Source organism: Vibrio sp. 970 (assembly GCF_033339075.1).
The window spans coordinates 355,520-370,571 of the sequence record NZ_JAWOTW010000004.1; the positions used below are offsets into that span (position 1 = coordinate 355,520).

19 protein-coding genes are annotated in these 15,052 nt (G+C 41.8%); 7 read left to right on the forward strand and 12 right to left on the reverse strand.

The window, feature by feature from the left end:
- Positions 1-92: 92 nt before the first annotated feature.
- Positions 93-872, reverse strand: a complete 780-nt coding sequence (locus R7Q11_RS08600) for a phosphoribosylglycinamide formyltransferase (protein WP_053350422.1) — start codon at positions 870-872, stop codon at positions 93-95.
- Between the two features lie 315 nt (positions 873-1,187).
- On the opposite strand from R7Q11_RS08600, the gene R7Q11_RS08605 reads away from it, so the two are divergent.
- The gene (locus tag R7Q11_RS08605; RefSeq protein ID WP_021707633.1) at positions 1,188-1,838 is read left to right on the forward strand and encodes a thiopurine S-methyltransferase; all 651 of its coding nucleotides are present in this window, start codon (positions 1,188-1,190) and stop codon (positions 1,836-1,838) included.
- Positions 1,839-1,910: 72 nt separating this feature from the next.
- On the opposite strand, the gene purT is transcribed toward R7Q11_RS08605, so the two are convergent.
- The 5 genes from purT to sbcB form a co-directional block, all read right to left on the reverse strand.
- Positions 1,911-3,086 (reverse strand): formate-dependent phosphoribosylglycinamide formyltransferase, encoded by a 1,176-nt coding sequence (gene purT, locus R7Q11_RS08610; RefSeq protein ID WP_017633939.1) that lies wholly within the window; start codon positions 3,084-3,086, stop codon positions 1,911-1,913.
- A gap of 143 nt (positions 3,087-3,229) precedes the next feature.
- A complete protein-coding gene (cdd, locus tag R7Q11_RS08615) occupies positions 3,230-4,117 on the reverse strand; it encodes a cytidine deaminase (RefSeq protein ID WP_005377892.1) in 888 nt (295 codons plus the stop codon).
- A 430-nt stretch (positions 4,118-4,547) separates the two neighbouring features.
- Complete coding sequence (locus R7Q11_RS08620) at positions 4,548-5,225, reverse strand: LrgB family protein (protein WP_005377888.1); 678 nt, start codon at positions 5,223-5,225, stop codon at positions 4,548-4,550.
- Position 5,226: 1 nt separating this feature from the next.
- Positions 5,227-5,601, reverse strand: a complete 375-nt coding sequence (locus tag R7Q11_RS08625; protein WP_005397786.1) for a CidA/LrgA family protein — start codon at positions 5,599-5,601, stop codon at positions 5,227-5,229.
- 55 nt (positions 5,602-5,656) lie between these two features.
- On the reverse strand, positions 5,657-7,078 hold the full coding sequence (gene sbcB / locus R7Q11_RS08630; RefSeq protein WP_225466358.1) for an exodeoxyribonuclease I: 1,422 nt from the start codon (positions 7,076-7,078) through the stop codon (positions 5,657-5,659).
- A 180-nt stretch (positions 7,079-7,258) separates the two neighbouring features.
- Between sbcB and R7Q11_RS08635 the strand changes: the two genes are divergently transcribed.
- The 5 genes from R7Q11_RS08635 to R7Q11_RS08655 all read left to right on the forward strand — a co-directional run bounded on the left by R7Q11_RS08635 (position 7,259) and on the right by R7Q11_RS08655 (position 12,152).
- Complete coding sequence (locus tag R7Q11_RS08635; RefSeq protein WP_225466359.1) at positions 7,259-8,455, forward strand: tyrosine-type recombinase/integrase; 1,197 nt, start codon at positions 7,259-7,261, stop codon at positions 8,453-8,455.
- Between the two features lie 141 nt (positions 8,456-8,596).
- The gene (locus R7Q11_RS08640; protein WP_225466360.1) at positions 8,597-9,253 is read left to right on the forward strand and encodes a hypothetical protein; all 657 of its coding nucleotides are present in this window, start codon (positions 8,597-8,599) and stop codon (positions 9,251-9,253) included.
- Between the two features lie 37 nt (positions 9,254-9,290).
- Positions 9,291-9,722: a hypothetical protein gene (locus R7Q11_RS08645; protein WP_225466361.1), complete on the forward strand. Its 432-nt coding sequence runs from the start codon at positions 9,291-9,293 to the stop codon at positions 9,720-9,722.
- A 124-nt stretch (positions 9,723-9,846) separates the two neighbouring features.
- A complete protein-coding gene (locus R7Q11_RS08650; RefSeq protein WP_225466362.1) occupies positions 9,847-10,590 on the forward strand; it encodes a Cthe_2314 family HEPN domain-containing protein in 744 nt (247 codons plus the stop codon).
- Between the two features lie 125 nt (positions 10,591-10,715).
- The gene (locus tag R7Q11_RS08655; RefSeq protein WP_225466363.1) at positions 10,716-12,152 is read left to right on the forward strand and encodes a hypothetical protein; all 1,437 of its coding nucleotides are present in this window, start codon (positions 10,716-10,718) and stop codon (positions 12,150-12,152) included.
- A 103-nt stretch (positions 12,153-12,255) separates the two neighbouring features.
- Here the strand turns inward: R7Q11_RS08655 and R7Q11_RS08660 are convergent, their stop codons facing one another.
- From R7Q11_RS08660 to R7Q11_RS08685, 6 genes are all read right to left on the reverse strand, one after another.
- Positions 12,256-12,561 (reverse strand): helix-turn-helix transcriptional regulator, encoded by a 306-nt coding sequence (locus tag R7Q11_RS08660; protein WP_140139313.1) that lies wholly within the window; start codon positions 12,559-12,561, stop codon positions 12,256-12,258.
- Positions 12,562-12,626: 65 nt separating this feature from the next.
- Positions 12,627-12,785, reverse strand: coding sequence for a hypothetical protein (locus tag R7Q11_RS08665; protein WP_020333055.1), 159 nt, complete (start codon positions 12,783-12,785; stop codon positions 12,627-12,629).
- Entirely contained in the window at positions 12,760-13,161 is a 402-nt protein-coding gene (locus tag R7Q11_RS08670) for a hypothetical protein (RefSeq protein ID WP_064490397.1), read from the reverse strand. The genes R7Q11_RS08665 and R7Q11_RS08670 overlap by 26 nt, the downstream gene beginning before the upstream one ends.
- Positions 13,158-13,400 carry a hypothetical protein gene (locus R7Q11_RS08675; protein ID WP_025632642.1) on the reverse strand — a complete coding sequence of 81 codons (243 nt, stop codon included), beginning with the start codon at positions 13,398-13,400 and terminating at the stop codon, positions 13,158-13,160. The genes R7Q11_RS08670 and R7Q11_RS08675 overlap by 4 nt, the downstream gene beginning before the upstream one ends.
- Before the next feature lie 154 nt (positions 13,401-13,554).
- Positions 13,555-13,824 carry a hypothetical protein gene (locus R7Q11_RS08680; RefSeq protein ID WP_064490398.1) on the reverse strand — a complete coding sequence of 90 codons (270 nt, stop codon included), beginning with the start codon at positions 13,822-13,824 and terminating at the stop codon, positions 13,555-13,557.
- A 185-nt stretch (positions 13,825-14,009) separates the two neighbouring features.
- A complete protein-coding gene (locus R7Q11_RS08685) occupies positions 14,010-14,669 on the reverse strand; it encodes a LexA family protein (protein ID WP_308414589.1) in 660 nt (219 codons plus the stop codon).
- A 117-nt stretch (positions 14,670-14,786) separates the two neighbouring features.
- Between R7Q11_RS08685 and R7Q11_RS08690 the strand changes: the two genes are divergently transcribed.
- Positions 14,787-15,026 (forward strand): helix-turn-helix domain-containing protein, encoded by a 240-nt coding sequence (locus tag R7Q11_RS08690; protein WP_074191183.1) that lies wholly within the window; start codon positions 14,787-14,789, stop codon positions 15,024-15,026.
- Positions 15,027-15,052: the final 26 nt, after the last annotated feature.

The window sequence follows — 15,052 nt, forward strand, 5'->3', positions numbered from 1 at the left end:
TCTTTTTTTTGCGTAAAATTCGTGTGCATACAAATGAAAACCACCGCAATGCGGTGGTTTTTCTGTTTATGAGAGACGCTTAATGATATCGGTTACGCCGCTTCTAGATGCGTTGTTAAGTATGGTTGCCATGCTTGTTGGTACAAGTTCTTAGACTGTGTACGCATGTTGCGAATAGAGGCAAGCTCTATTTCGCTTAGCTCACGTTTTTCCAACATCGCTTGACGTTCTAGTTTCTGGATTTTTTCGTATAGGTCGTGTTCGGGACCGCTTTTTACATCTGCGATTGCTTTCAAGTGCAGTTGAACTTCGGCTACTAGGTTTGTTTTTGGTAAACGAACGAGCAAGTTCAAGTCTCTATATCCTGAAGGGCCAGGTTTTTTGAATCGATTTTTTACTTTCACAATAGTTGTTTCACGCTCTAAAGTTTCATAAATGGAGACTAAGCTCGCGACGTCTTCAGCTACAATCGTTGCACGTGCTAGGTCAGTAATACGTTCAACTTTCCCACCTAATTCTAAAGCTATCTTTTCTTCTGCTCGTTGTTTGGATTTCACGCCTGCGAAGTATGGCTGAGCGTCATTAAGAAGTGCGGTACTTTTACAGATAGTTTCAAGTTCAAATTGCGCTTGGTGAGCTTTGCTGTAAAGAATGTCGAAGTCAGAATATGGCTGAGTTGGTGTGGTGTCGATTGACTGAATGCCATATAAACCGCTAAGGCTGTGTTTAAAAAGTTTCGAACAAACTTCGTTTTGGCTGGTTGAACGATTTTGTTCGCCATTAGGCGCAGGGGTAATTGGAAGTGCGGCAAATGCCGGTGCACGGCTAAGTACCAAAAGCATCAATGCTGTAGTACGAAGAAATAAGCTCATTCACTCTCCTTAACTTGCTTGTACTTAGAAAATAGGGAACATAAAGGTCGCTAAGTTCGGCAAATCAGGTACTAACTTATAAATGGGGCCATTACGAAAGATTCCAAGGTTTCAGTTTTATCTTGAAGTAGAATCGTGCGTTAGATCACCATTTCTCTTTTCTTTATTCTGATTATCAGATAAAGGCGCGTCTCCTATGAGACCGATTACATCCTATCACCGCAGTATTAACCAAAGATGAACGGCATAGACAAATTGAAAAAAAACGTTAGTCTTACCTCTCAAAATGAAAACAGCCGACAAGTAGAAAGTAAAATGAGAGACCAAGAATTTTGGCATAACAAATGGGCCAGCAATCAGATCGGATTTCACTTGGAAGATGTAAACCCGCTATTACCAGTATATTGGAAACACACTAATCCAAAGCGTGAAGATAAAGTGTTAGTTCCTTTATGTGGAAAGTCAGAAGACTTGATTTGGCTAGCGATGAAGCATGATTCGGTTGAAGGTGTTGAGCTAAGCCATATTGCTGTGCGTGCCTTTTTTGCTGAACATTTTTACACGCCAACGGTAACGCCTCTTAATGGCATGCACGAGCTTTATCAATTTGATGAGCTCTCTATTTATACTGGGGACTTTTTCACTGCACCAGTATCTCAAGCCGATATCATTTATGATCGCGCCGCGTTGGTTGCTTTACCGCAAGATATGCGAGAGGAGTATGTAGAGCGTCTCAAGCAACTTTTGAACCCAGGCGGTCGTATTTTGCTTGTTACACTCAACTATCCTCAAGAAGAGATGGCGGGGCCTCCATTTAGCGTGCCGGTCGAAGAGATTGAGCAGTTATTTTCAGGTTACAAAGTTACTTGTTTGAACGTAGATGAAGCTGACGAGAATCATCCTAAAATTGCGAAAAAAGGCTTAAGTCGCTTCTCTGAAGAAGTGTACTTAATCGAGAGTGAATAGGCTCTCTTCGGTTTGGAACACGAAATAGCGCAGCAATTTGAGCTGCGCTATTTTTGTATGAGTGGTTCGTATTTAATAAATGATATTCACTTTTGAAGCACTTTCAACAGCATCTTGAACGGCTTCTTCGGTGGTTTTTCGTCGCGTAAGGACAACACCTAAACGGCGGCGACCATCGATTTCTGGCTTACCGAATAGACGAACTTGTGTTTGAGGTTGAGCTAAAGCTTTGCTTAGGTTTTCAAAGCGAATGTTTGTGGAAGTCCCTTGTCCAAGAATAACAGCAGACGCAGATGGGCCATATTGTACAATATTATTAATTGGCATTCCGGTAAACGCGCGCACGTGGAGAGCAAACTCAGACATTTCCTGCGAAATCATTGTAACCATACCCGTATCGTGAGGGCGAGGAGAGACCTCATTGAAAATGACTTTATCGCCTTTGACAAACAGCTCTACACCAAAGATGCCGTAGCCACCGAGCGCGTTTACCACTTTCTCAGCCGTGTATTCAGCCGCTTTTACTGCGTTTTCTGACATAGTTTGCGGTTGCCATGATTCGCGGTAGTCGCCATCTTCCTGACGATGACCAATTGGAGCACAGAAATGCACACCGTCAACGGCTCTGATGGTCAATAAAGTGATTTCGTAATCGAAGTCGATAAAACCTTCCACGATAACGCGACCTGCACCCGTACGCCCGCCTTCCTGAGCGTAATCCCATGCTTTTGTAACGTCGTCTTCGGTCTTGATAACACTTTGCCCTTTACCTGAAGAGCTCATCACAGGCTTCACCACGCACGGAATACCCACATGCTCAACCGCGGCTTTGAAGTCTTCAAAGTTATCTGCAAAACGATAAGGTGAAGTCGTCAATTCCAGTTCTTCTGCTGCCAAACGTCGGATACCTTCACGATTCATTGTTAGCCTGGTTGCCTTAGCGGTTGGAACAACATTCAGTCCTTTTTCTTCAAGCTCTACCAGTTTGCCGGTTGCGATGGCTTCAATTTCTGGTACGACGTAAGTAGGTTGTTCCTTCGTAATAACTTCTTCTAAGGCGTTCCCATCTAACATGTCGATAACATAACTACGGTGAGCGACTTGCATCGCTGGAGCATTGGCATAGCGATCACAAGCAATCACTTCTAAACCAAGTCTCTGGCATTCAATGGCGACTTCTTTACCGAGTTCGCCAGAGCCTAAAAGTAATACACGGGTAGCATTTGCGCTAGTTGCAGTGCCAAACATAGTGTTCCCTTACAAAATAGAGTGATGAGACATAAATTGCAGGAGATCATACTGAAGTTTTATGACAAAGCAAACGTTTGCTTTTGGTTTTTAGGTAATAAAAAAGCTCTACATGTTGTAGAGCTTTTTGTTGAATTTGTCGTTTATACGTTGACAAAACTAAGCGGAATATCTGGATTCAACGCTTCCAACGTTGATTGCGTATCGGCTAAGTGACTGATCTTACCTTCAGAGTTTTCTACCAATGCAGCGGCTTTGATGCTGTCAAAGGTTTCACCCGCAAGTAAAACTTGGATTAGCGCAACTTGTAGCGGTGGCAAGCTAGGATTAAACGCTGCATTTTCTGCATAAGCGCCTTGGAATACACGGCCGCTAGTCATCTCTAATGCTAAACCACTCAAGTTGTTGGTGTATGGAGAGTGGCTCATGTTCATCGCTTCAACTGCACTTTGGATGAGTGCGTCTTCATCATCACATGAGAATTGGTGTTTAACTTCTGCCATTAAGCCGGACTCGATACCGAGATCGTTTGGTCCAAAGGCTTCAGGCAGGTATTCATGAAGTGACTTTTCTTCACGTTCTGGGAGCTGGATTTTAAGCTCGTTTGCGGTAGATAACTCATTCATGAACTGGCGGCAGTGACCACATGGGCTGAAGTTGATAGTGATATCCTTAACACCACGTTCGCCTTTCATCCAAGCATGGCTAATCGCAGACTGCTCTGCGTGAACCGTTTGACCCAACTGTACACCAAAGAATTCCATGTTGGCACCGAAGTAAAGGCGACCTGAAAGACCACGAACGATAGCGCCGACATAAAAGTCAGAAAGGGGAGCATAGGAGTACGCTGCGGCAAAAGGAAGTAGCGCAACACGAAGCTCTTTGTCTGATAGACCGGTAGCTGAAAGCAACTGCTCAAATTGTTGAACTGAAAGCGTAGCATCAAAATCATCAGCTTGGATGATAGGAGCAAGTTGTTTGGAAAGTGCTTCTGGAGCGCCTGCTAGCGCCTGTTCAATGCGACTTTTCATGTTGAATCCTTGTTATTGCATGGACAGTTATTCTATGTGAAAGATAGAAATGTTCCGTGCGTTAGATCACGATAAATAATGCAATTGATAATTCTGTTACATAATTAGAGTGAGCTCACACATGTATTCGATTGCACAGGTGTGAAGCGTTATCTCCGTCTCACAATTAACCATATCAGTATATATTCATATGACCAAGGAGCAGGAGTATGTTACTAACGCGACTTTTACCGCTATGCTACTTTATACCTACGTAATCTAGAGCGAGTGGTAGCACCTAGAATGCTAATGCTATGAATGTATATCTCGATCAAGTCCCTTCACGATATTACTGGGTGAGGTTGATAGATAAGATAGGGTTTTGAAAAGGGTAAGGAAGAAGCGGAAAGGCTACGGCCTGCCGGAAGGAGGGCAGACCGAGAGCGCTTAACTATTGATATAGCCAGACAGCCAAAGCAAAAAAGCTTGGAGCCAAAATAGAAGTTATGATCCCACATAAAACCAATGCGAGTGATGAGAACGCGGCATCTATGGGCTGTTTCTCTGCACAAGTAGCGGTGCCTAAGGCATGAGAGACTGTACCCATTGTCAGACCACGTGCAATCGGGTGTTTAATTCCAATCAAATTGTAAATTGGGTATGCCAAAATTGCGCCCAATAAACCGACAATCAGAACCAAGATCGCTGCAACGGCGGCTTCACCACCGAGGTGACTCGATATTTCCATCGCTATTGGTGTAGTGACGGACTTACCCACTAGACTCGCGATTAAACTGATATCCGCTTTGAAAGCGACTGCGATCAAGGTGGTTGTCATCATCGACATCACACTGCCTACTGTGCAAGCAAAAGTGATGATTCGCCAGTTTGCTTTAATTTGTGGTAGTTGTTCATATAGTGGATAAGCCAGAGCAACTACGGCTGGTTGAAGTAAAAAACTGATCCCTTCGTTATCCGCATAATACGTTTCAAACGGTACATTTAAGTAAGTAAGCAAAGGAATGAGCACTGCAATACTGATCAGCAAAGGATTTGCTAGAGGATTATTCACTTTGATTGCAATTTGGCGCGCGACAAGAAAAACCGCAATGGTAACAACTAACCACATATCAGTGCTTCTCCTTTAACAAGTAGTCCAGCAGCCAAGCGAGGCTGACTAGTACAATGAGTGAGCCTCCAACTGCGCTAGCAATGATAGGGAGGGCATTAGCGAGTAGCATATCGAAATGTTGCATTAATCCCACGCTAATAGGAACGAACAATAAGATCATATAGCGGATAAATAGCGTGGCGCCCGGTTTGACCCAGTCGACTTTTACAAGCCCAAGAGTCATGGAGAAAAACAGTACGAGCATACCGATGACACTTCCTGGAACGGAAACGCCAGTGAACTTTTGAATGGTAATTCCGATGCCAAGTGCTCCCATGATGAGGAAGATTGAAATGAGCAGTTGGATCAGTTGTAAGAATCGTTCTTTAATCATTTTGACAGTATATAAACAACAAGCACACCATAAGGTGCGCTTGTATTAGGAGGAGTTAGGAAGCTAAGCTCTCTACATAACGGTACACGGATTTTAATATCGCAATCTTCTTTTCGTCACTTTCATGTTCGTGAACTAAGTTTTCTAAATTCAGCATGTACTCTTCAATTTGGCTTTCAAACACTTCTCGACAGTGTAGTGCCCAGCGTCTTTGTTCTTGCTCGTCTAATGTGCCTGGGAAGTTACGCGCACGATAGCGGAACAATAGAGGTTTAATGCGCTTGTCATCAAATTCAATGTCTAATGCAGCAAGATTATTCGGGTCGGTTTCTCGAATGATATCCATAGCTGCGCGATCAGCCGGAGAAAAGAACCCGTCGTAAAGCTGTGTATCGACGTCATCACTTTTATCGAATTTACGCTCGACGGAAAAGAGGCTAATCAGCTTTTCTCTAATTTCAGGATGTTGGCGCAACAAAGCGAGATTGGCGAGACATTGTTGGCGATCAATGCCAATAGACTCTGCATTTTCAGCCGTTAACGTTTTTGCAGGGGCGAGAATAGGGCATTTGTTCAAATGAACTAGTTTAACTGGCACTGGTAGCAATTCACCAAGATCTTCGCGCTTCGTGTAGAGTCTTTCGTGCAGCTCTTCTGCGGATAGCTCAAGAATAGGTTGAGGGTCTTTCGCTAAATCGATGGTGATAACGGCGTTATTATTGGTTGGATGCCAAGCAACAGGCACAATCCAGCTAGTGTACTGACATTCGCGCCCTAGCATGCCTGAAACGTGCATCACCGGTGTCATGTTGACGATGTCGACTAAATCATTGAGCTTGCGCTTTTGGCGCATAGAAAAAAAGTAATCAAACAATTTTGGTTGCGCTGCTTTTACTTTCTTTGCCATTTCGATAGTCGCAACCACATCTGCCATGGCATCGTGCGCGTTACTATGTTCTATGCCGTTAGCCACAGACAAGTGTTCTAATTTAAAGCTAGTGAAGCCATCTTCGTTTTCTGGCCATTCTACGCCTTCTGGGCGAAGGGCATGGCACGCGCGTAGTACATCGAGTAAATCCCAACGTGAGTTACCGTTTTGCCAACTCCATGCGTATGGATCGATAAAGTTGCGATAACAAGTATAACGGGTCACTTCGTCATCAAAGCGAATGCTGTTGTAGCCTAAACTGGTGGTATTTGGTCTCGCGAGTTCAGTGTGAATCTTAGCGATAAACTCTGGCTCAGAAAGGCCTTCTTGAACCGTTTTTTGCGGAGTAATACCAGTAATAAGCGCAGCTTCAGGAGACGGAAGATAATCAGCCGGTGGTTGACAGTACATGACTAAAGGCTCGCCGATGATATTAAAGTTTTCATCTGTACGAACACCAGCAAACTGGCTTGGGCGATCTTTCGCGGGGTTGGTTCCCCATGTCTCATAATCAAAGAAGAAGAATGTAGGCTGTTCGGTATTATTCATGGATGTCTTTTTCTGTTCGTTGTTCTTCAAAACTAGCCTTGTATATCAGTCGATTAGCAGTGTTCTATGTGCTATCTTTTCGTTAGGTTTTAATTGTTTTTACGCGTTTTACATTTGCACTTGCGTCTAAATATGTGTCCAAATTTTGTAAGTGCTGCGTCCTAATTTAAGGTAGACAACTTGAGCATTACAGACAAGCAGCTAAAAGCTATTGCAAAACTAAGCGAGTATAGCGGCCCGGCAGAACTGAATGACGGCGAAGGACTAATAGCGAAGATATCACCCAAAGCAAACATCACGTTCCAATACCGTTGCAGGTTTAATGGTAAAAACAAACGCATTCGTATAGGCAAGTATCCGATAACCACCCTCAAGAATGCAAGGCAAATCCATAAAAGGATGCTTGAACTTAAAGAAGAGGGAAGAAACCCAGAGATAGCCCTTACGGGTGAGACGGATTTTGTTACCCTGAAGGACTGTCTCGACTACTGGTTTGAGCACAAAGTCTCGACTCAGAAAGAGGGGACGCAGGTGCTTTACCGCTCGGTGGCAAACAACTACTTTTACAACGCCTTTCCTGATGTCGATGTAGAAAAGATCACCGCGCGCGAATGGATGCGTTGGTTCGATGACATTGCCAAGAAGAATCCGAAGACGGCAAACTCTGCATTTTCTAAAATGCGCGCCTGTCTTAACTTTTGTAAATCCAAGTTCCTCATTGATGGGACGCACTTTGAGAAAATACGCCAGCAAGATGTTGGTGAGTCACCAAGTGCCGGTGACCGAGTTCTATCACTTCCTGAACTTGCCAAAGTTTGGATCGCGATTGAACGCAGCAAAGCAGGAACATCGACCAAGAACCTGCACTTAATAACAATGTTATGGGGTAACCGGTTATCAGAGCTTCGCTTGGCCAAGCGTGAACACTTCGATATGGTCAACGACATTTGGACGGTACCACCAGAACTAAGCAAAATGGGTAACACCATTCGCAGACCCATCCCCAAACACATCAAGCCGATGCTAGAAAGGTTGATGAACATCTATGATGAATACCTTTTCCCTGGCGCATCCCTTCATAAGCCCATCTGCATATCCGCAGCAAACCGCTACATTAGAAGGTTACGCGATAACCTGAACCTACCTCACTGGAGAACCCACGACTTCCGCCGCAGTATTTCCACCACTTGTTCAGAACTAGGCACCATGCCGCACGTAACCGAGAAAATGCTCGGGCATGAGCTGGTCGGCGTAATGGCCATTTACAACAAGCACGACTGGCTATCAGACCAAAAAGAAGCATACGAAAAGTTTGCAGATGCGCTGTTTGCTCAAGTGCAAAAAGAGCTGGAGCATGAAAAACTAGTTGTGACTTAGTGTGATGGTTGCTAAACAATTAGTCGCATAGATCACTAACTCACTGATTAACTTTTGAACCTATCCGTAAAAGGCGGCATGATAATGGAAGGAATGACGCCTTTAAGGTGAATATTAAACATTAAGCTCGTAGGAGGAATAGTGAAATACGAAGATTTATTAAATATATCTAATGCATTGATTAGTGCAAATGATAAAGCGATATTTCTAAACGTAGTGATAGCATTGTTAGCTATAATTGCCATTTATTATTCTTCCAAGTGGAAGAAGTCAGGGGAGTTGGATGCAATTAAATCAGGTTTTGAGGAAATAAGAAATCAGAATAAAGCCATTACTACCGATACTGAAGATATAAAAAGACATATTGAGAAAGGGACGATTGAGTTTCAAATTAAATTATCAAAGTTTCATGATAGAAAAATAGAAGCAATAGATATTGTCTACCAACATTTATCCGTTATATATCGAACTAGCACGAAAATGCTTTTAACGACTGAAGAAACTCAATTTGGTGATTTCTATGAGAAAGTAGAAAAATTTAGAGATGTTCTAGAATCGAATAAAATTTGGTTGTCCTCCGAACTATGTGAAAGTATTGAGAATTTTGCTATTACCATTGATATGCAAGTGAGAAGGTATCAAGGGGCTTTAAATGTTGCTAGGATGCCTGGATTAAAGCAATCTAATATTGAAAAAGTATTTGATAAACAAGAAGACTTTTATGACTTTTGTGTATCGAAATCAAGTGAGCTTAAAGGCACTTTAGAGGATGAACTTAGAAAATATGTAGCACCTTGATCGTAGATTATCAACGTATTATGCGCCAGGAGAGCAAATGAAGAAAGAGCAAGCATTGTACAGAGATAGAACAGTCGGGATACTGACTAGTTTTCAGCTTCTAGAGTTGTCATTGAAGCTGTATATCGGCAAGTCATATGATTTTATTCATGCTCTTGTCGGTGACCGAATTCATTTCGATTTCTCGATTGAAGATGTTGAAAACTATCCGTTAGAAAGGTTGCTTAATACATTTGTAAAACTAAACGGCAATAAAGAGCTACATAAACGTCTTAATAAGCTAAGAAAGCAGCGAAACTACATAGCTCACGAGGCATTAATTGTTACTATTGGCGACAATCCAAATATGGATACCCTACATGAAAAATCTCGTGAATTTTTCGAGTTAGAGGATGAGCTGAGTGATTGCCTAAAGGCTTTGATTACTGAGTTTGAGAATCTTCATGTGAATTACGTGGCAAATGCATAACAAAGTATTTAAGTCGGAATTACAATGTTTGGCACTTGCGGTTTTAGTGTCTATAGGAAAATGAATTAGGTCAGGTTATAACGTTGCTCTACACTTGACGGGCGCTATATTTTTAGAGGTATTCATGCATCAAATTAAGAACAAAATTATTTTGGATCCTGATGGTCCATTGATGAAAGGGAAAATCAACCCAGAAGAAGGTAGTGTTGATGTATCGAACTACTCTGATATTTACATGTTAAATTGTGGAAAAGCATTGAGTTCGCTCGATTATGCCATTGAAAGTGCGAGGTTATCATTGTCGTTGTTAAATACTTCAGCATTAGACTCTATTGCGTCAAATAATAACGGTGACAAAGCGGAGTTAATTCAGCTATGGGTGGAAAATAGTATAATTCGTGTGCAATCAATTTATGACCGAGCGTTAATCTTAGTAAGCCGAGTATTTGATTTAGGTTTAGCTAACGAAAGTATGTCTCATAATACTATTGTGTGTAACGAGCATATTAAACGTTTCGGCGTTGATAATCTCATGAAAGCGGTAAACAAAAAATGTAATGAATATCGTTTTGTACGCAACAGCGTAATTCACCATGATCGATACAGTGAAGAAACTTTGGACAACGTAACCCTATTTTTACAAGCTAGTCACCTATCAGTAGAAAATGGAGGTAAGCCAATTCTTGAACAGCGTATCCTCAACCGTATTGTTGAAGAATACCTCAATACAAAAAAAGGTGAGTTAACAACATATCTCGACGACATCGAAGTTAAACTGAACGCACTTTACGATGCTTTGATTCCTGTCTATGAACTAAAAAAAATACATCTGGGGACTATAGAAATAAAACAAACTGATAAAGAGTGATTCGCTACGTACGGCATTAGTAATCTGCGGTAAATTTAGTGATTAAGGTGGTGTTTGGAAGTATTGCGTTGGTCGTCACTTAAGCAATATTAGTCATGGGGTCTAGATCGAACCAAGGTGAGATAATGAAAATAAGTGAAATATTTAACTTAGGAACAACTCAATTTGAGGTAGATTTCGTCGATATAGATATTGATACTGATACACCGTTATTCGTCGACCCATTCTTCTTAGGTACTCGACCTGATTTTTTATCAACAGAAGCGTCAAGGACTCTGAGAAGTTTTTTTCAAACCTTCGTATCACTTGTACGAACTGGTTCAGAAGCTCAAGCCAGAAGTCTATTTAACAATTTACACGAACCAAATGAGACGTGTTTGGGTTTATCTCGAGGACGACCTCGCGGTAACGCCATCGGGGAAGTTGATGGAGATAAACTTTTTCAGAGTATTGTTCAAAGCGATGCTGTTAAAACTGGAATAGTTGAAGACTTAGAGGATTTTAGGCTGTTTATCGATGGTATCGATAAAGATAAAATTTCAGATATGACCACGAATATAATTCGTCGTCACCTTATCGAGTATACACAGGCTCAGTGCAGGCTTTGGGGAATCCCACTACAAGATAATGTCCAATCCGGGATTTGCTGGGATGCATCTACTCGGTCATGGATTAACTTCTACACTGAGATGCTTGTGATTGAAGGTAGAAAAATTCTTCTAACGCCTAAAAATATAGTGTCATACGCCAAAAAGTATACTCCACAAAAATATTTCAATCACTTTGTCTTAGAATATCTCCAACGTGAACATATAACATCAGGTTCATTTCTGGTTCAGCATAGGCGAGATGGCACCCCTTATGTTACCAAAAAGTCTTTAAAGGAGACCGTTGCTGAATATTCTAAAGATTTTTTAGCAAATTTTACAGATAGTCATCCCGACGTATTCGCTGATTTTAAAGACTGGGTAACACATAATAGTGAAGCGATAAAAAACGAAGAAATTGTTGAAGAAGACCCGATAGCCATTGCGGAATATTTAATTGAAAAATTAAATTCTGTTCCAAGTGGGAGTAACGATGCTACTTTATATCATCGTGTAGTGGTAGGCATTCTAGAGTTTCTGTTTTATCCAGACGTAATTTCACCCATTGTTGAACAAGAAATTCATGATGGTAGAAAGCGTATTGATATTACATTTGATAATGCTGCAATTAATGGCTTTTTCTATCGCTTACATACAACTTATCAAACACCCGCTCAGTTTATCTTTGTAGAATGTAAGAATTATACGAAGGAAGTTGTTAATCCAGAATTTGATCAATTGGCTGGGAGGTTTTCTGTCAATCGAGGTAAGGTTGGCCTGCTGTTGTGTCGTCAAACAGATAATATGGATTTGCTACTTGATAGATGTAATGACACATATGTAGACGGACGAGGTATCATGCTACCAATAGTTGACGCTGATTTAGTTGCTATGTTGCGTAATGTTATTGACGAAGTCATTAATCCTTATGAGCAACTATTATCTGATAAATTTAGATCTGTAGCTCTTAGGTAAAGGTTTAACAAGCAGCTTATGAATTTTCATTGTTGCATTAAAACCCTTCACAAAGAATTTAACACTGCTCCCTAACGCTGAAGTAATTTAGGGCAAAAACACCCTAAACTCCAGCCTTAAACCCGCCTTCATGCTCTACCCATTCCATCACCGCTGCGCGAATCCAACGCAGCGGTGATTTGCTAATTGGCTCTGGGAAGTTGCGGTTCTTGCGCCATGCAATGATGGTGGTTCGCTTTTTATTGAAGAAATCTAACACCTCTTGATGGCACATGATCTTGTTGGAAGATTCTGGATAACGCTCTACGTCATATACAGGCTTGTCTGCTTCTTTCGCAGATTCAACTACGAAAGCGGGGGCAGAGTATGTAAAGCTCATAGGTGATGTATTAAGGTTCGAGTAAGTCATTGCACAAAGCTCCTGTATCTTGTTAGTCGTAAACCGTGGTCAATCGGTTGTGTTGGTTTAGTGCTTTAGTTCTGGCGAATGCCTAAATAGACAGTCATTTTCTTGCCGTTGATTTCAATCTCTCCAAGGTCGACTTCGTTTACCGCGTAGTCACTCAGCGCGGTTTCATCTACCATGTCGTCAAATTCTTCCTTGGCCTTAACTGCCACTTGGTCTGCTTTCATTGTCTTTCTCCGATGGTTGATAAATACGAACTCGATTAGCGGTGTGCCAGCAAGTCGCGTCACCTTTAAATAAACCGCCTTCGCTTAACTTTGCGCACCCTTCGGGCAGCTGTTCTCCACACTTACTGCATTTCCCCAATTGCGCTTCAATCACTGGAATTTCGCTATAAATACGGTGGATCAGTGACTGAAGCGCTTCTTCCTTGGTGTACGGTTCAGCAGGGTAGGCGAAGAACTGACAGATTTTCTCTAGCTTCGCCTGTTCCTGAGGGTTCAGAGATACGCGCAAATCATGGTTGTTGTTGGCTTTACGCTTATCTCTACATTTTTGAGCGCGCTTGGCGTTTTGTTTACGTTTGCGCTCTTCAGGTGTCATTTTATTTTGCTTTTTCTAGTGCGTTTTGGCTTCTTAGGAGAGAGCATCTGTTTAGCTCTGGCTAGGCATTCATCGAACACTTTACCTTTGGCAAATCCAGCGGTATTACGATAGTGATCGATTCCGCGTTCAACGGCTCGTTTAATGTCGAGTTCTTCATGGCCGTCTTGCTCTAACAGAGAAGTTATGTGTTTACCTATAAATGCCTCTTGGCTGTTGCGGTAAGTTAAAATACTCATTGCACATGTCCTATTGGTCGTGGGGTGAATACCCGCAATCAGCCTAAATCCTTGATATTGGTGGTCAGCCGGATATATACTGATTGCGAGGCGTAAGTCTCATTGCACAAAGAACACCCCTGTTGGTTTGGTCACCGATAGGGGTGTTCTCTTTCTAGTGGGGTAGTGTTCTTGCTTCCACTGCGGCTTGCAGGCTAACCAGCTGGCTGAATAGCTCTTGCGCCTTTTCAAAATCTTCTTCGTTTACGTGAATCTCTAGCCCTTTAAAATCCTCAGCTCCTTCAAAGATGGAAGTCGCAGCGATACGGAGCGGATCATCCTTACTTAGCTCAGCTGTCACTTCTTCAAACTGATGGCTGCATACATTGAGTAGTTGCAGGTTGTTCAGCAGTTGATGGGTTTGGTCTAACGTCATTGTTTTCATCTTTAAGCTCTCATTGCACAAAGTTCTCGGAAAACCGATTGGTCAGGTCGGTAAGTTACTTGAATGATTAAAATGTACATTTCGTACATATTTGTGTCAATACAAAATGTATATTTATTTGTGAGAGATAAAAAAATACCGCTATCAAAGCGGTATCTTGTAATTAACTAAACTGAGGAAAGAATCTAGAAGAGTTTCATTTTTGCGTCTACTACCACGCCTATGATTTTGCAATTACCATTGATGGGCAGTTGTGGGTAAGAGCTGTTTAACGGCTTCAAAAACTTTTGTCCTGCATCGATAACTAGCTTTTTAAATGTGGCTTCATTTACATCAACTAGTTTTGCTACAACTAGAGAGCCATTCTCTATTTCTTTCTCTGTATCGACAAGAACGAGAGTTCCTTCTGGAAAGCTAATACTTGTTGGAGACGTCATGGAGTCGCCTTTGACTCTTAACCAAAAACAGCGACCACTTGTACGTTCGGTTGTTTGGTGCCATTCACTAATCTCTTCGATAGTATAAGGCTCGACAGCCTCTGACCAGTTACCTGCTTGAACTGAACTTAGCACGGGAAAAGACTGTGTAAACGATGGTTGTATGTCTATTACAGAGGTGTTGCCCAAAGCATCATCTGGATACTCAAGTGTACCATCTGAATGCAATACCAACTTATCAAGCTGAACAGCTTTGAGGATCTTAGCTATTTGTTCTAACGTTGGTTCTCTTCGTTTGTTCAACCAATGACCCATTCCGCCAGGAGTTACTTCAACTAACTCAGCTAGTTTTTCTTGGGTAATCCCAAGTTCTTTAATTCTGGCTTTAACCAGATCTGTCCAATTCATCTTCATTCCATAAATGTACATTTCGTACAAAATGATGCAATTGACATAATGTACATTGTGTTGATCTTGATATATACATAATGTACATTGTAGTTGTTTTTTGATTTAGAGGTGTACATGCAAAGAATACGAGAAATACGGGAGCAGTTTTCTATCTCAGTAAAGTCTTTATCAGAAAAGTCAGGGATAGAACCAGGCTCTATTTACCACTATGAGAAAGGACGCCGTTGCCCAAGCTTCAATCAGTGTTGGGACATCGTAAATTCACTGAATGAGCTTGGTGCCAACTGTACTTTTGAGCAAGTGTTTCCAAACCCTAATCAGATGGTCTCTATAAACGACCACTTGCGTTTATGACCAAGTCTATGGAGTGCATTTATTCT